Consider the following 16618-nt stretch of genomic DNA (forward strand, 5'->3'; position numbering starts at 1 on the left):
GAAAAATAATGATTGAGTGTGACAAGTGATATTGAAGTACAAAAATGTGAGCTAGACGGCGAAAAAGAGAATATAAATTGATAGCATAATTCTGATAAGCGGATTATAATAAAGACAAAGGTCAAGGTTAGTCAAAGTCAATGAGCGGAGGGACCTTATGACACGTAACATCTCCGATATCATTGAACAGTATTTGAAAAAAAGCCTTCAGGCGAGTCAGAGCGGAACGATCGAAATCCAACGTTCCGAATTGGCCGAACTATTCGGTTGTGTTCCGTCACAGATCAACTATGTAATCAGTACCCGCTTCACCCTGGAAAAAGGATATCTGGTCGAGTCCAAACGGGGTGGAGGGGGATATATACGGATAAAGAAAATAAAACTGAATGAAGGAAGTCCTTTGCGCCAAACGGTTTTGAACATGTTTGGCGCACACATCTCTCAGCGTGAAGCGGAAGGACTCATTCACCGATTATATGACGATGGTATGATTTCCTTGAGAGAAATGCGTATGATCCAAGCGGCCATTCAAAGGGATGTATTACTGGTCTCCTACCCGGAACGGGACGCATTGCGTGCCAGGATTTTAGCGGCCATGTTGATGTCCATTTTATGAGCATAAAGAAGGAAGTGAGACGCATGATCTGCCAGGAATGCAAGCAACGTACCGCTACTGTCCATTTCACGAAAATCATCAACGGAGAGAAAAGCGAATTTCACCTGTGTGAGCATTGTGCCCGTGAAAAAGGGGATCTTATGATGGGGCAGACAAGTGGAGGTTTTTCTCTGAATAATCTTCTCTCCGGCTTGTTGAATTTTGATCCTTCCGGAGTGCCGGCACCTGCTCAACAAATGCGTTGTGAAACCTGTGGCATGACGTACGCTCAGTTCAGTCAAGTCGGTCGTTTTGGCTGTGCAGACTGTTATCAATCATTTTCCTCGCGCCTCGATCCTCTCTTGCGTCGGATTCACGGCAGTACGACACATACGGGCAAGGTGCCCGAGCGTTCCGGCGGCATAATCAAAAAACGCAAAGAATTGCATGAACTTCGCCAGCAATTGCAACAGAAAGTGCAGTTGGAACAATTTGAAGAAGCGGCACTGTTGCGCGATCGAATACGTGCGCTTGAGAATGAGATAGAACAGGGATGAGGAGGAATCGCCCATGTCGGTGAGTGACTTTCTCAAGAATGCGACTTCGAAGTGGATGCGGGACGACGGCCCAGAGTCGGATATCGTGATTTCCACCCGGATCCGCGTAGCACGCAACCTTGCCAAATATCCTTTTCCGCTTCTGGCAACAGATAGCCAGGCGGAAGCGATCATCGAAGACGTGCAGCGCGCGATCCAACAACCGGCATTTCGTAAGTTGGGAAATTTTGAACTGTTGCGTTGCAAGAATTTAACGGAACTTGAGCGCAACGTGCTGGTTGAAAAACACTTAATCTCCCCGAATCTGGCAGAAGAAGTCCGTCATGGTGCGGTTGTTTTGCGAGACGATGAAGCGGTTTCCATCATGATCAACGAGGAAGACCATATCCGTCTGCAATGCATCGTTCCTGGCCTGGAGATCTCTTCTGCCTGGCAATTGGCAAATCAACTCGATGATGCATTGGAACTGACTCTCAACTATGCCTTTGATGAAAAACGTGGTTATTTGACCGCCTGCCCCACGAATGTGGGAACCGGGATTCGCGCCTCTGTGATGATGCATTTGCCGGGGCTTGTGATTACCAACCAGATCCACCGTATTTTACAGGCCATCTCCCAGGTGGGACTCGTCGTTCGCGGCATTTACGGTGAAGGAAGCGAAGCGGTAGGCAATCTCTTTCAAATCTCCAATCAATTGACACTCGGACAGTCGGAGTCTGAGATTCTCGGGAATCTGCAAGTGGTCGCCAAACAGATCATCGAACATGAAAGGCAAGCGCGCAGACAACTGATGCGAGACAACCGTGAACAATTAGAGGATCGCATTTGCCGCTCTTTCGGGATTTTATCGTATGCCCGGCGGATTGACTCGAAAGAAACAATGCAACGCCTGTCGGATGTGCGCCTGGGTATCGATCTGGGAATCATCAAAGGTGTTTCTTCAAGAATACTCAAAGAATTGATGGTCATGACTAGACCTGCATTCTTACAAAAATACGCCGGCCAAGAGTTGGCGCCCGGGGAAAGGGATTGGCGGCGGGCGAGCATCATTCGTGAGCGTTTGCGTATGGATGATTCACAGATCTGATCATTGATATTTTTTCGGTCGTCAAAAAAGGCTTTCTTAATTAACGGATACAGATTAGGAGAACCAGAAACGATGAAGCCTTTTTTATAAAATCAAGATTTGCAGTCTAAACGGAGGTGGAACTTATGATGTTTGGCCGTTTCACAGAACGTGCACAGAAAGTGCTTGCACTTGCTCAGGAAGAAGCCAGCCGTTTGGGACATAACGGTGTGGGAACAGAACATATTCTGCTAGGCCTCGTGCGCGAAGGCGGTGGTATCGCAGCGAAAGCATTGATGAGCCTTGATCTCTCCAGTGAAAAAATACAAAAAGAAGTGGAAAAGATCATTGGACGCGGTCAAGGGACAACTTCAGTCATGGCCTATACACCGCGCGCAAAGAAAGTGATCGAACTTTCCATTGATGAAGCGCGCAAGCTCGGTCACAACTATGTAGGAACCGAGCATATCCTCCTTGGTTTGATCCGCGAAGGGGAGGGAGTGGCTGCACGCGTACTGGCCAATCTGGGAGTCTCTCTCAACAAGGCGCGTCAACAAGTGTTGCAACTCTTGGGAGGTGACGGCAGTGACGTTCACCAGGATTCCCAGCAGGCGGCCAACACGCCGACACTCGATTCGCTTGCTCGTGACTTAACGCAAATGGCGAAAGACCGTAAGTTGGATCCGGTCATCGGCCGTTCGAAAGAAATTGAACGCGTCATTCAAGTCTTGTCCCGCCGTACCAAAAACAACCCTGTCTTGATCGGTGAACCTGGGGTGGGTAAGACAGCCATTGCCGAAGGATTGGCTCAAAGGATCGTTGATAATGAGATTCCGGAAACACTGCGAAACAAACGCGTGATGGTTCTCGATATGGGAACGGTTGTCGCTGGTACAAAATATCGCGGTGAATTCGAGGATCGCTTGAAAAAAATCATGGATGAAATTCGCCAAGCGGGTAATATCATTCTCTTCATTGATGAGCTGCACACATTGATCGGTGCCGGTGGGGCGGAAGGGGCCATCGACGCTTCCAACATCCTGAAACCGGCATTAGCCCGAGGAGAACTGCAATGTATCGGTGCGACAACGTTGGACGAATACCGTAAACATATCGAAAAAGACGCCGCATTGGAACGCCGCTTCCAACCGATCATGGTCGATGAGCCTTCCGTGGATGAGGCGATCCAGATCCTGCATGGATTGCGTGATCGTTATGAAGCGCATCATCGTGTGAAAATCACAGATTCCGCTCTGGAAGCAGCTGTGCGTCTATCCGACCGCTATATTACTGACCGCTTCCTTCCAGACAAGGCGATCGATCTTGTGGATGAGGCAGCATCCCGGGTACGATTGCGCACACATACACAACCGCCAAATTTGAAAGATCTGGAAGAGAAACTGGAGGAAGTCCGTTCGGAAAAAGAGGCGGCCGTACAAAGCCAGGAGTTCGAAAAAGCGGCAAGTTTGCGAGATAAAGAGCAAAAACTGCGTGAAGAGCTCGAATCGCGCAAGATGGAGTGGCAACAAAAACAAATGAAAAAAGACTCTGTGGTGACGGAAGAAGATATCGCCGATATCGTTTCACAATGGACGGGTATTCCAGTGAAAAAATTGGCGGAAGAAGAGTCAGAACGGCTGCTCAAGATGGAAGAGATTTTGCATCAGCGCGTGATCGGACAGGAAGAAGCAGTTCGCGCGGTAGCGAGGGCCATTCGCCGCGCGCGTGCAGGATTAAAAGACCCGAAACGCCCGATCGGATCGTTCATCTTCCTTGGACCCACAGGCGTAGGGAAAACCGAGTTGGCAAGAGCGCTTGCAGAAGCCCTTTTTGGTGATGAGAATGCAATGATCCGCGTGGACATGTCCGAATATACGGAAAGACATACGACCGCGCGGCTAATCGGTGCACCTCCCGGATATGTCGGCTATGAAGAAGGGGGGCAATTGACGGAGAAAGTTCGCCGCAAGCCTTATTCGGTGGTCTTGCTTGATGAGATTGAGAAGGCACATCCGGAAGTCTTTAATATTTTATTGCAAGTCTTGGATGACGGGCGTTTGACAGACGGAAAAGGACGCACGGTCGATTTCCGAAATACGGTCATTATCATGACTTCGAACGTAGGGGCGCAAACGATCAAAAAAGGCGGAGCACTCGGATTTACGGTCAATCGAGAAGCTGAATATACCAACATGAAAGACAAAGTCATGGATGAGTTGAAGAAACAATTCCGTCCCGAATTTCTCAACCGGATTGATGAAGTGATCGTGTTCCATTCGCTGGCAGAAGAGCATATCAAACAGATCGTGGATCTGATGTCTGAAGACTTGCGGAAACGTTTGAAAGAGCAAGATATTCATTTCGTCCTCAGTCATGAAGCGAAAGCGTTTCTCGCGAAAGAAGGATTCGACCCGCAATATGGCGCGCGTCCGCTCAAACGGGCGATCCAGCGTCATATCGAAGACCAGTTATCCGAGGCGTTGCTCGCGGGAACGATTAAGCGCGGGGATCGCGTGTATATCGATGTCGAGGTTGGAAAATTGCAAGTCAAGCAAAACGTGCCTGAAGCGGAAATGACATCTTGAGAAAAAAGTGGAAAATTCGGCCCTCTTTCAGTAAGAGGGTCTTTTTTTCATGGATTCATATGGTATATAGTAAAAAGGGTATTTCAGGTTTTCTATTATAAAGGGGACCGATATGGCGAAGTATAAATCAAAATTCGTATGCCAAGAATGTGGGTATGAAAGCCCGAAATGGATGGGAAAATGTCCGGGTTGCGGGTCTTGGAACCGCATGACTGAAGAAGTGATTTCGTCCACGAGCCATTCGCAGCCGCATGTTCCCCATACGGAAGCGGCCCGAGTGGAAGGGATTGCAGATATAGATACGACTCTCGAACCGCGTGTCAAAACGCACATGGCGGAGTTTGACAGGGTTCTCGGTGGAGGAATCGTCCCCGGTTCGTTGGTGCTTGTAGGCGGTGATCCGGGAATCGGAAAATCCACGTTGCTATTACAAGTTTCCCATGCGATCGCGGAGCAGGGTCTGACTGTTTTGTATGTATCCGGCGAGGAATCGGCGAAACAGATCAAGTTGCGTGCCGATCGCCTCGGAACGTTGTCCAAAAACATCTATATCTTGCCGGAGACGGATCTGGAACGATTGGAAGAGCTGATGAAACGAGTGGTGCCTCATTTTCTCATCATCGATTCCATTCAAACGGTGTATCGTCCTACTCTAGGATCCGCTCCAGGTTCTGTCAGCCAAGTGCGTGAATGTACCGCTTACTTGTTACGGATCGCGAAAACGCTGAACATCGCGACGTTTATTGTCGGCCACGTAACGAAAGAAGGGATGATTGCCGGTCCGCGCATGCTCGAACATATGGTGGATGCGGTCCTGTATTTTGAAGGGGAGCGCCATCACACGTATCGGATCTTGCGGGCAGTCAAAAATCGGTTTGGTTCGACGAATGAAATGGGAATCTTCGAGATGCGGGAAGGAGGATTGGCAGAAGTCACCAATCCATCGGAACTTTTCTTGGCCGAACGACCACAGGGAGTAGCGGGTTCGGCTGTTGTCGCGTCGATGGAAGGGTCACGTCCTGTACTTGTGGAGGTGCAGGCGCTTGTCAGTCAAACGGTCTTCGGAAACCCGCGCAGGACGGCCACCGGGATTGATCATAATCGGATTTCCATGTTGATGGCTGTTTTGGAGAAGAGGCTGGGTTTATATTTGTCATCTTATGATGCGTTTGTCAATGTGGCGGGAGGCGTCCGTCTCGATGAACCGGCTGTGGATATGGGGGTGGCTTTGGCCATCGCTTCGAGTTATAAAGAGCAAGCAATCCCCCCGCAGGACGTATATATAGGAGAAATAGGGCTAACTGGTGAAGTGAGGGGAGTTTCAAGAATTGAACAGCGAGTGAGGGAAGCGAAGAAATTGGGATTCTCTCGCTGTATTATTCCCATGAAAAATGCTCGCGGATGGTCGATACCAGAAGGAATTCAGGTCATTGGAGTGGAAACGGTACAAGAAGTATTGCAAGTAGCGCTAGGGGGGTGATGTTGCATGCGGGAAGATTTAAAGAAAGAAAACATGATCAATAAGATTTTGCGTTTCATCGCACCTGGAACCGCTTTGCGCGAAGGATTAGAGAATGTTTTGCGGGCGAAAACGGGGGCTTTGATCGTCATCGGGAATTCCCCTCAGGTCATGGAGATTGTAGACGGCGGTTTTTCGATCAACTGTGAGTTTACGGCCGCCGCCTTATACGAATTGGCGAAAATGGATGGAGCCATCATCTTGAGTGAAGACGGGAAGCGGATCCTTTATGCGAATACTCAATTGAATCCGGATCCTTCCATTCCTTCCTTTGAGACGGGAACTCGCCATCGTACCGCGGAACGGGTGGCGCGGCAGACGGGACATCTTGTGGTCTGCATTTCACAACGCCGCGACGTCATTACTTTGTACCAGTCGAACTTCCGTTATACATTGAAAGATATCGGAGTGATTTTAACAAAGGCAAACCAAGCGATTAATACGTTGGAGAAATATAAGTCTGTGCTCGATCAGGCTTTGACGAATTTAAGTGCACTCGAATTTGAAGAAATGGTGACTTTACATGAGGTCGCCATGGTGATTCAACGAATTGAAATGGTTTTGCGCATAAAATCGGAAATTCGAAGATATATTACAGAGTTGGGAACCGAGGGACGCCTCATTTCCATGCAATTGGAAGAATTGGTGTCCAAGGTGGATGAGGAAGCCTATTTGCTCGTAAAAGACTATTGCAAGGATATGTCAGAAACGACACCGCATCAGATCTTGACACATTTGCACAGTCTTACTTCCGAAGAACTGCTGGAAAGTTTGACGTTGGTACGCGTGCTTGGATACACGGGAAATGTGAATATCACTGAAGAAATCGCCCCGCCGCGCGGGTATCGTATATTGAGCAAAATCCCCCGTTTGCCCCAGCCGGTGATCGAAAACCTTGTAGGAACGTTTCAGACATTACCCCGTATTCTCAGAGCCTCGATCGAGCAATTGGATGATGTAGAAGGAATCGGTGAAGTGCGGGCACGTGCGATTAAGGAAGGCCTCAGGCGCTTGCAAGAACAGGCTTTGATTGACAGACATATATAATATGAATTATTATATAGAGATATATGACGTGATATACGAATTCAATTGCTCTCATTACAGGGAGGTAACTACATGATTGCTCGGGCATTACCCAGTGTGTTCACTCTGGGAAACCTGTTTCTCGGCATCATATCTATCATTCTTGCGTTTCAAGGACGTCAAACGTATGCGGCACTGGTTGTGATCATCGGTATGTTGCTCGACGGGCTCGATGGGCGGGTGGCGCGCATGTTGAATGCGCAAAGTGACTTCGGGAAAGAGTTGGATTCGCTGTCTGACGTCATCTCTTTCGGAGTGGCTCCCGCTTTTATCATGTATGGGGTCATCCTTTCGAGCTTGGGGTGGGTCGGGATGGTGATTACGGCACTATTTCCGATCTGTGGGGCTCTTCGATTGGCCCGATTTAATGTAATGACGGGCACAACGAACTATTTTGTAGGTTTGCCTATCACTGCAGCGGGCGGCGCGTTGGCGACGATGGCTTTGTATAACAATCTGATCCCAAAGCCTGAATTGGTCTTGCCGCTTGCCATGGTTGGTCTTGCATACTTGATGATCTCCAATATTAAATATCCCAATTTCAAGAAAGTCGGGATACCGAAATCGGCGTTTATCGTCGTTCCCGTTATTCTTGCTTTTGTGATCTTTGTTTTCAAAGTATATCCGAATGAAGCGTCCCGTTTGGTGTTCTTGCCGTTGGCGCTCTATGCGCTTTACGGACTAAAAAAAAACGTTAGGAAAAAACGCAGAAAACAACGGGATCAGCTAGAAGACCCATATGAATCGATCGCGAAGTGACAGGAAAGACAACCCACTTTGGGTTGTCTTTCTTTCACACTTATTCCTTATATTAAAAGTTCGTGACAATCTGTATATATACGTTTCTCTTCCAGGTTTCTTGTCTATAATTGTATATTAGGAGGTGACGATGTGCTGAAACGGATCATTCATATCTTTTTTGCTGTAATCGGCATCGTACTGGGTTATAAATTTGCACCAAGTTTGTTTGCATGGATACAATTGAAACAATCGCCATTTTCCAATTCGATTTTTGGCGCGGCACTTGGAGGAATCTTGTTTTTCTTCGCTACTTCATGGATGGCAGATTATAGTGTTTCGCTGATACGCTGGTTCGAAGAGAAGATCTTGAAAACACCACTTCAGGATGTTTTCGCTGGTGTGATCGGTTTGATTGTTGGACTTATAGTGGCATATTTATTGGCACCTGCGATTGGCATGATTCCCGTAGTGGGACCGGTGGTGCAGATCTTTGCGAGCGTGTTTCTCGCCTATCTTGGTTTCCGCATCTGTTTCACGAAACGTGAAGAGTTGGTCGGTTTGTTCTCTTTGAAGTTCGTCAACAGGGAGAAAGGAAAAGAGAAGGCGAAAATCAATGATGCCAAGATTCTTGATACCAGCGTGATCATCGATGGCCGCATTGCTGATATTGTGGAAACCGGATTCTTGGACGGTACGCTTGTGATCCCCTCTTTCGTTCTGGAGGAACTGCAGCATATCGCGGATTCTTCCGATGTGTTAAAGCGCAATCGCGGAAGAAGAGGACTCGATATTCTGAACAAAATACGCAAAGAACAAAAAAGTGTGCGCGTTCAGGTCTTGGAGATCGACTTTGAGGAAATTCAAGAGGTCGACAGCAAATTGGTTCGTCTCGCAAAACAGATTTCGGGGAAGGTCGTCACAAACGATTTTAACTTGAACAAGGTTTGTGAATTGCAAGGCGTTCCTGTATTGAATATCAACGATTTAGCCAACGCGGTCAAACCGGTGGTGCTTCCGGGGGAAGAGATCATCGTTCAAGTGATTAAAGACGGCAAGGAATTCGGTCAAGGTGTCGGTTATCTCGACGACGGCACCATGATCGTGGTTGAGGGTGGCAGAGAGTTTATTGGTTCACGGCTTGAAGTGCTCGTGACCAGTGTGTTGCAAACCTCTGCGGGGCGCATGATCTTTGCCAAACCGAAACTGTTGGAAAAAGCACAAGCTTTATAATAGAAACAGATCAAGAGGTCGGGACACGGGCGCCCGGCCTTTTGCATGCATGTAACGTTGGAGGAGGAAGAACGTGCGAGTAGAAGCGATCGTTGTGGCTGCAGGATCAGGTTCGCGCATGAGAAGCGAAACAAAGAAACCTTATATACGTTTACAAGGGGTTCCTTTACTCATACATACTCTCCGGGCATTACAAACATGTGACCTGATCGAACGATTCGTGGTGGTCACGGCAGGGGAAGATAGAACCTATGCAGAAGAGTTGATCCGTAAGCATATGTACGGATCATTTCAACTCGTTTCGGGCGGTGCGGAAAGACAAGATTCTGTGCGATGCGGCCTTGCCGCCATCTCGGAAGATACGGACGTTCTGCTCGTGCACGACGCGGCAAGACCTTTCGTCAATGCCGAAGAGGTAAGGAATGTGATCGAAGCAGCGTGGCAGACGGGTGCCGCGACGCTGGGAACTCCAGTCAAGGATACGATCAAAGAAGTGGAGAACGGTACGGTGGTACGCACATTGCCACGGCACAAGCTCTTTGCTATACAAACTCCGCAAGCTTTTCATCCCTCGCTGTTGCGAGAGGCTCATCATCAAGCATTGGCAGAGGGAGTTCAGGTGACTGATGATGCCAGTTTGATCGAATGGTTGGGGAAACCTGTTGCCATTATTCCGGGGTCATACCGTAACATTAAAATCACAACCCCGGAAGACTTGGTCATTGCCGAAGCGTTTTTGCAGAGTTGATTCGATGACTCATAGATCTCTTTGATCGCCCTCTGCCGCAAATGAAGTTTTGGGCGAAATACTGCAGGGTGAGGTCTGGAGCTGAAAGATCACTTGAGTGCGTGTAACTTTCAGGTGGTTTGTATCGTTTGACTGCACAGAGGTGAATGTCGTTCCACGATCGATTACAAAGCGATAAGCACAGATTTTAGAGGGGGTAAAATGATGTTTCGCATCGGAACCGGCTTTGATGTTCATGCATTTGCAGAAGGAAGGCCCTTGATCATCGGTGGTGTCACGATCCCGCATGACAGAGGACTCTTAGGTCATTCGGACGCGGATGTATTGCTCCATGCAGTGACGGATGCCTTGCTCGGCGCCTTGGCTTTGGGCGATATCGGGTACCATTTTCCGGATACGGATGAACGGTTTAGCGGCGCCAACTCCGTTCATTTACTGGCGCAAGTTTGGACCATGGTGAAAGAGAAGGGCTATCGATTAGGAAATCTCGATTGTACAGTCATTGCCCAGAAACCGAAACTCCGCCCTTACATTGATGAAATGAGAGGTGTACTCGCACGCGAACTGGAGGCCGACCTGGAACAGATCAATGTGAAAGCGACGACGACAGAAAAGCTCGGTTTTACCGGTCGGGAAGAAGGGATTGCAGCACAGGCTGTCGTGTTGCTTGTCAAAATATGATATACTAAACGTCAGGTTGAGAAAGGAGACATGTGACGTGTCTGTTCGTTTACGTTATGCACCAAGTCCGACGGGACATTTACATATCGGCGGGGCAAGAACCGCTTTGTTCAACTACCTGTATGCCCGCAAAATGGGCGGTCAGTTTATTCTGCGTATTGAAGATACGGATCAAGCGCGCAACGTGGAAGGGGCTGCCGGAAAATTTTATGACGAGTTGCGCTGGTTAGGCATCGATTGGGATGAAGGAGAAGACATCGGTGGCCCGCATGCCCCATACCGTTGCATGGAACGTTTGCCGATCTACAAACAGTATGTAGATCAACTCCTGAAGGAAAACAAGGCCTATTATTGTTATTGTACGGAAGAAGAACTGGAACGTGAAAGAGAAGAATTGTTGGCGAAAGGGCAAATGCCGCGTTATATGGGCAGATGCCGTCATCTGACGGAAGAACAGAAACAAGCGTTTGAGCTAGAAGGTCGGAAGAAGACGATCCGCTTCCGTGTGCCTGAAGGACAAATCATCACCATCCGCGATCACATTCGCGGTGAAGTGCAATTTGAATCGGACGGCATTGGCGATTTCGTGATCGTTAAATCGGATGGCATTCCCACATACAACTTCCAGGTGGTTATCGATGATCATCTCATGGATATCACGTTGGTTGTCCGCGGGGAAGAGCACCTTTCCAACACGCCGCGACAAGTGTTGGTCTATCAGGCATTCGGCTGGGAAATCCCTGAATTCGCGCACCTTTCCTTGATATTAAACGAAGATGGCAAGAAACTTTCCAAACGGGATGAATCGATTATCCAGTTTGTATCCCAATATCGCGAACTTGGGTATTTGCCGGAAGCGATCGTGAACTTCCTTGCGCTTTTGGGATGGTCTCCGGGCGGGGAGCAAGAGATCTTCTCGAAAGAAGAGTTGATTCAGCTTTTCTCTCTCGATCGCGTGAATAAGTCGGGCGCGATTTTTGATACACAGAAACTGCAATGGATGAATGGGCACTATATCAAAGAGGCCGATTTGGAACGAATTGTGGAGATGAGCATACCCTATTTGCAACAGGCTGGCTTTATTGGGGAAACGTTTGACAGAGAGTGGGTCACACTGCTCGTTTCCCTTTTCAAAGAGCAAATGACTTGCGTTTCGGAACTGCCGAAACTGGCATCCATGTTTTTCGCCGATGAGATTGAATACAAAGGGGAAGCGGCAGACGTTTTGCAAGAAGAACAGGTTCCCATTGTCTTGTCGGCTTTTGTGGCACAGTTAGAGAATGTGGAAACATGGAGCATCGAAGCGATCAAAACCGCTTTGAAACAAGTGCAAAAAGAGACTGGATACAAAGGCCGTCCGCTTTTTATGACCGTGCGTGTCGCCGCGACGGGACAAGTGCACGGGCCTGACCTGAATTCTTCCCTCTTCCTTTTAGGCAAAGAAAAAGTGCTCAACCGACTGAAGAAACTTTTGTAACGTAGTGCCGTCTCCGATTGGGGAGGCGGCTTTTTAGCATATGAATTCTCCAAACGTTACACGGCTCATGCAGGGAAACATAGTCGTATACAGAGAAATATGCAAGCGAGGAGGTCGCCCGATGGCGATTCAGCTTTACAACACAATGACACGCCGAAAAGAAGAGTTTATTCCCATGGAACCTGGAAAAGTCCGGATGTATGTCTGTGGGCCAACGGTATATAACTATTTCCATATAGGGAATGCCCGTTGTTTTGTCGTCTTTGATGCCATTCGCAGATATCTTGAATATCGCGGTTTCAGCGTAGAATATATACAAAATTTCACGGACGTGGATGACAAGATCATCCGTACTGCCAACGAGACAGGTATGTCCCCACTTGAAGTCGCGAACAGGTTTATCGCTTCTTACTTTGAGGACGCGGACAAGTTAGGGGTCAAACGGGCGACTGCCCACCCGCGCGTAACGGAGAACATGAATGAAATCATAAAAATGATCGAAGAATTGATCAGTAAAGGGCATGCGTATGTCGTCGACGGGGATGTCTATTACGCGACGGAAACTTTTCAGGAATACGGTAAGCTTTCCAAGCAATCGATCGAAGATTTGCAATCGGGTGCACGAATCGAAGTCAGTGAGAAAAAAAGAAATCCGCTTGACTTTGCTCTCTGGAAAGCTGCCAAGCCGGGGGAAATCGCTTGGGATTCTCCGTGGGGAAAAGGACGTCCCGGATGGCATATCGAATGTTCAGCGATGAGCCGCAAATACTTAGGTGTTACGTTCGACATCCATGCGGGCGGGCATGATCTTATTTTCCCTCATCATGAAAATGAGATCGCCCAATCGGAAGGCGCCAATGAAGCTCCCTTTGCCCGTTATTGGTTGCATAATGGTTTTGTCAATATACGCAATGAGAAGATGTCGAAATCGGCAGGAAATTTCTTGACAGTCAGGGATCTGGTCAACCAATACGATCCATCTGTGTTGCGCTTCTTTCTGCTTTCCGCACATTACCGCAACCCGCTTAATTTTAGCGAGGAATTGCTGCAACAAGCGGAACAAGGACTGCAGCGCATTCAAACCTGCTATGAGAAACTCACATACTGGTTAGACCGCGCTACCGCAGACGACCCTGATACAGTTGTTGTGGAAGGATACCGGGAGCGCTTTGAAGAAGCGATGGATGATGACTTCAATACGGCGGATGCGATCAGCGTCATTTTTGATCTCGTGCGGGATGCGAATACGAAGATGGATGCCGAGCATCCCCATCGAGCATTCGTCGAGGCTTATCATTCGCTTCTCGTGACCTTCATGGATGTATTGGGCTTCCCGCTTGCGAAAAAAGATGTTTCACTCGATGAAGAAATCGAGCGCTTGATCGCGGAGCGCAATGAAGCGCGCAAAAAGAAAGACTGGACGCGAGCTGACCGAATTCGCGATCAATTGGCGGAAATGGGGATACTGTTAGAAGACACCCCCCAAGGAGTACGATGGAAGCGGAAGTGAAAGAATGACGCACTACGGAGAAATTTTTTCCTTGCCGGGAGAAGAAATTAAAAAACCGGAAGAGATACCGGGGCTGGCACTCGCTTATATCGGCGACACCGTATGGGATCTCATCATCAGGCGCCACCTCCTTGCGCAAAACGAAATGAAGCCGGACCGCCTGCATAAAAGGGCGACCGCCTACGTGAGAGCCAAAGCGCAGGCGGATGTGGCGCATCATCTTTTACCGGAATTGACAGAAGAAGAAAGGTCGGTTATGCGCCGGGGACGCAATGCGAAATCGGGTTCCGTTCCCAAAAACGCAGATATTTCTGAGTATCGCATGGCTACGGGATTCGAGAGTTTATTGGGATATCTCTATCTTAAAAACCGTCATGAACGGATTTTGGAGTTGGCTGAGCGTTCGATCGCTTGGCTTGATGAACGGTTATCAAAAGAGAGGAATGGACCAGCATGAGGACAAGATCAATCAGTCAAAATAGAGAGACGAGACATGCGGCTTCGCGCGGTCATGTTCGCGGTGCGCGGCATTCGAACAAAGAACGGGATAACGGGAAACGTTTTTTGGAATTGGAGCAAGGAGCTGTTGAAGAAAATCCCGAACAGCTCGAAGGGCGCCACCCCGTTCTCGAGGCGTTGAAAGCGGGAAGGGAGATCAACAAAATCCTCGTAGCGGAAGGTGCCGACAAAGGTTCGGCGGCGGAAATCCTGGCGGTCGCGCGAGAGCGGGGCATCGTCATACAACGCGTTCCGCGGGCGAAGCTGGAGACGATCGCCCAAAGCCGCAACCATCAGGGGATCATCGCCTACTTGGCGGCCAAAGAATATGTAGAACTGGCGACGCTCATTGAACGGGCGTCACGGTCGGAGCGTCCGGGATTGCTTGTGATTCTCGATGAAATCGAGGATCCATACAACTTTGGCTCCATTTTGCGCACGGCAGAAGGAGCTGGAGCGCACGGAGTGGTGATTCCCAAACGCCGGGCCGTTCCCTTGACAGCGACTGTGGCGAAAGCTTCAGCAGGAGCGATTGAACATATGCCGGTGGCGCGTGTCGGCAATATCGGACAAGCCCTCGAAACTTTGAAGAAAGCAGGATTCTGGGTCGTAGGAACCGATGTCGATGCGCCTCAGCTGTATACGCAAGCAGACTTGAATATCCCGCTTGCGGTCGTGATCGGTAACGAAGGCAAGGGGCTTGGAGAAGTGGTCAAGAAACGCTGCGATTTTCTAGTGCGTCTACCGATGGTAGGCTCTGTTCAATCATTGAATGCGAGCGTTGCTACGGGGATCTTGCTTTATGAAATTCTTCGGCAGCGCGGGAATACTCCGGGTAGATGATGAAACGAAACGGCGCGGATGATGAAAGAAGTTTTGATCGTCGACGGGTATAACATTATAGGGGCATGGAGTGCGCTTGTAGAACTGAAGAAAGAAAACCTGGAACTGGCACGCGAACGGCTGATTGACATCCTGAAAGAATACAAAGCGTTCACCGGCAGAGAGGTGATCGTTGTTTTCGACGCGCACCAAACGGGCAGCCTGGGCACTTCGGAGAAGATCGGCGGGGTGCGCGTCATTTACACCAATCAAAATGAAACAGCCGACGAGATGATCGAGCGGCTGGTCTATGAAGCGGAAAAGAAGAAAGCGCGCATATATGTAGCTACATCCGATTATACGGAGCAGCAAGTCACATTTGGCGGGGGTGCTTTGCGTATATCGGCGAACGAATTGCAGGTGTTGGTGAAGGAAGCGGAGAAGGCGATTCAAGAAAAGATACGGGATAAAACGAAAAACCAGCAGTCTAAACGAACGACCGTCAGTGACGTGCTGGCGCCCGATGTCGCTTTGATCCTGGAAAAATGGCGCCGTAAGAAGGATTAGCACGTTGAGGCTTATTGACCCTTGAAGAAAACATCATGTATAATACGGTTATATTGGTGACCTATCGCCTAGGTTCGGAGGGATGAGCATTGGTAAGCAACGCGACAACAAGTCAAGTATATGATCTTGATGCGATGTCCGATGAGGACCTAGTCGAGGCAGTGCATAACGGGGACGAGGAAGCGCTGGATTATCTGATTCATAAGTATAAGAATTTTGTCCGCGCGAAAGCCCGTTCATATTTCTTGATTGGCGCCGATCGCGAGGATATTGTTCAAGAAGGTATGATCGGACTTTACAAGTCTATTCGCGATTTTCGTGACGATAAATTGGCCTCATTCAAAGCATTCGCTGAATTGTGCATTACTCGCCAGATTATAACTGCTATCAAGACCGCTACCCGGCAGAAACACATCCCCTTGAATTCATACGTTTCATTGGACAAGCCCATCTATGAAGAAGATTCGGATCGAACATTGTTGGATGTCATTTCGGGGACTCGCGTCACCGATCCGGAAGAGTTGATCATCAATCAGGAAGAGTTTGATGACATTGAAGTGAAGATGGGGGAGATCCTGAGCGATCTCGAGCGCAAAGTCTTGATGCTTTATTTGGATGGGCGTTCCTATCAGGAGATCGCCGTTGATTTGAATCGTCATGTGAAGTCGATCGATAACGCTTTACAACGTGTGAAGCGGAAATTGGAACGCTACTTGGAAGTTCGAGATGTCAATTGATGAGAGGAAGAGAATCGTTCGCTCTTGAAGGAGCCGGTTTAGATCGGCTTCTTTTTGTTTATACTTGATGGATGGTCATGCAAGAATTTTCAAATGCCGCTCTATGATGAAACGCCAGAGGCAGTTGACATCAAAGCTCTCGTGTGCTAAATTTATTTAGGTATTCGTATGTAAAGGACAACCCTCGGAATGAGAGCAT

Annotated in this window: 16 protein-coding genes; all 16 read left to right on the forward strand. The window is 48.6% G+C overall.

What is annotated here, in order from left to right:
- Positions 1-157: 157 nt before the first annotated feature.
- Positions 158-616 (forward strand): CtsR family transcriptional regulator, encoded by a 459-nt coding sequence (locus tag DNHGIG_RS08345; protein ID WP_282199227.1) that lies wholly within the window; start codon positions 158-160, stop codon positions 614-616.
- 23 nt (positions 617-639) lie between these two features.
- Positions 640-1152: a protein-arginine kinase activator protein McsA gene (gene mcsA, locus DNHGIG_RS08350; RefSeq protein ID WP_282201390.1), complete on the forward strand. Its 513-nt coding sequence runs from the start codon at positions 640-642 to the stop codon at positions 1150-1152.
- 13 nt (positions 1153-1165) lie between these two features.
- Positions 1166-2239, forward strand: coding sequence for a protein-arginine kinase McsB (gene mcsB, locus DNHGIG_RS08355; RefSeq protein WP_282199228.1), 1074 nt, complete (start codon positions 1166-1168; stop codon positions 2237-2239).
- 125 nt (positions 2240-2364) lie between these two features.
- Positions 2365-4803, forward strand: coding sequence for an ATP-dependent Clp protease ATP-binding subunit (locus DNHGIG_RS08360; protein WP_282199229.1), 2439 nt, complete (start codon positions 2365-2367; stop codon positions 4801-4803).
- Positions 4804-4915: 112 nt separating this feature from the next.
- Complete coding sequence (radA, locus tag DNHGIG_RS08365) at positions 4916-6283, forward strand: DNA repair protein RadA (protein ID WP_282199230.1); 1368 nt, start codon at positions 4916-4918, stop codon at positions 6281-6283.
- Positions 6284-6289: 6 nt separating this feature from the next.
- Positions 6290-7369, forward strand: a complete 1080-nt coding sequence (disA, locus tag DNHGIG_RS08370; RefSeq protein WP_282199231.1) for a DNA integrity scanning diadenylate cyclase DisA — start codon at positions 6290-6292, stop codon at positions 7367-7369.
- 72 nt (positions 7370-7441) lie between these two features.
- Entirely contained in the window at positions 7442-8167 is a 726-nt protein-coding gene (gene pssA, locus DNHGIG_RS08375) for a CDP-diacylglycerol--serine O-phosphatidyltransferase (RefSeq protein ID WP_282199232.1), read from the forward strand.
- 132 nt (positions 8168-8299) lie between these two features.
- Positions 8300-9379, forward strand: coding sequence for a PIN/TRAM domain-containing protein (locus DNHGIG_RS08380; RefSeq protein WP_282199233.1), 1080 nt, complete (start codon positions 8300-8302; stop codon positions 9377-9379).
- A gap of 73 nt (positions 9380-9452) precedes the next feature.
- Positions 9453-10127 (forward strand): 2-C-methyl-D-erythritol 4-phosphate cytidylyltransferase, encoded by a 675-nt coding sequence (gene ispD, locus DNHGIG_RS08385; RefSeq protein ID WP_282199234.1) that lies wholly within the window; start codon positions 9453-9455, stop codon positions 10125-10127.
- A gap of 204 nt (positions 10128-10331) precedes the next feature.
- Positions 10332-10808, forward strand: a complete 477-nt coding sequence (gene ispF / locus DNHGIG_RS08390) for a 2-C-methyl-D-erythritol 2,4-cyclodiphosphate synthase (protein ID WP_282199235.1) — start codon at positions 10332-10334, stop codon at positions 10806-10808.
- Between the two features lie 37 nt (positions 10809-10845).
- Complete coding sequence (gene gltX / locus DNHGIG_RS08395) at positions 10846-12285, forward strand: glutamate--tRNA ligase (RefSeq protein ID WP_282199236.1); 1440 nt, start codon at positions 10846-10848, stop codon at positions 12283-12285.
- Between the two features lie 121 nt (positions 12286-12406).
- Complete coding sequence (gene cysS / locus DNHGIG_RS08400) at positions 12407-13795, forward strand: cysteine--tRNA ligase (protein WP_282199237.1); 1389 nt, start codon at positions 12407-12409, stop codon at positions 13793-13795.
- Between the two features lie 4 nt (positions 13796-13799).
- On the forward strand, positions 13800-14252 hold the full coding sequence (locus DNHGIG_RS08405; protein ID WP_282199238.1) for a Mini-ribonuclease 3: 453 nt from the start codon (positions 13800-13802) through the stop codon (positions 14250-14252).
- Entirely contained in the window at positions 14249-15136 is an 888-nt protein-coding gene (gene rlmB, locus DNHGIG_RS08410) for a 23S rRNA (guanosine(2251)-2'-O)-methyltransferase RlmB (RefSeq protein ID WP_282199239.1), read from the forward strand. Before DNHGIG_RS08405 ends, rlmB begins: the two co-directional genes overlap by 4 nt.
- Before the next feature lie 18 nt (positions 15137-15154).
- Positions 15155-15682 (forward strand): NYN domain-containing protein, encoded by a 528-nt coding sequence (locus DNHGIG_RS08415; protein ID WP_282199240.1) that lies wholly within the window; start codon positions 15155-15157, stop codon positions 15680-15682.
- Positions 15683-15771: 89 nt separating this feature from the next.
- Positions 15772-16419, forward strand: coding sequence for an RNA polymerase sporulation sigma factor SigH (sigH, locus tag DNHGIG_RS08420; protein ID WP_282199241.1), 648 nt, complete (start codon positions 15772-15774; stop codon positions 16417-16419).
- The last annotated feature ends 199 nt before the right edge of the window (positions 16420-16618 follow it).

It is taken from the genome of Collibacillus ludicampi (assembly GCF_023705585.1).
Lineage (GTDB): Bacteria > Bacillota > Bacilli > Tumebacillales > BOQE01 > Collibacillus > Collibacillus ludicampi.

Excerpts from the sequence above, each read along its gene's own strand:
- DNHGIG_RS08345 (WP_282199227.1), top strand. The coding sequence starts at position 158 with ATGACACGTAACATCTCCGATATCATTGAACAGTATTTGAAAAAAAGC.
- mcsA (WP_282201390.1), top strand. The coding sequence starts at position 640 with ATGATCTGCCAGGAATGCAAGCAACGTACCGCTACTGTCCATTTCACG.
- mcsB (WP_282199228.1), top strand. The coding sequence starts at position 1,166 with ATGTCGGTGAGTGACTTTCTCAAGAATGCGACTTCGAAGTGGATGCGG.
- DNHGIG_RS08360 (WP_282199229.1), top strand. The coding sequence starts at position 2,365 with ATGATGTTTGGCCGTTTCACAGAACGTGCACAGAAAGTGCTTGCACTT.
- radA (WP_282199230.1), top strand. The coding sequence starts at position 4,916 with ATGGCGAAGTATAAATCAAAATTCGTATGCCAAGAATGTGGGTATGAA.
- disA (WP_282199231.1), top strand. The coding sequence starts at position 6,290 with ATGCGGGAAGATTTAAAGAAAGAAAACATGATCAATAAGATTTTGCGT.
- pssA (WP_282199232.1), top strand. The coding sequence starts at position 7,442 with ATGATTGCTCGGGCATTACCCAGTGTGTTCACTCTGGGAAACCTGTTT.
- ispF (WP_282199235.1), top strand. The coding sequence starts at position 10,332 with ATGTTTCGCATCGGAACCGGCTTTGATGTTCATGCATTTGCAGAAGGA.
- cysS (WP_282199237.1), top strand. The coding sequence starts at position 12,407 with ATGGCGATTCAGCTTTACAACACAATGACACGCCGAAAAGAAGAGTTT.
- DNHGIG_RS08405 (WP_282199238.1), top strand. The coding sequence starts at position 13,800 with ATGACGCACTACGGAGAAATTTTTTCCTTGCCGGGAGAAGAAATTAAA.
- rlmB (WP_282199239.1), top strand. The coding sequence starts at position 14,249 with ATGAGGACAAGATCAATCAGTCAAAATAGAGAGACGAGACATGCGGCT.
- DNHGIG_RS08415 (WP_282199240.1), top strand. The coding sequence starts at position 15,155 with ATGATGAAAGAAGTTTTGATCGTCGACGGGTATAACATTATAGGGGCA.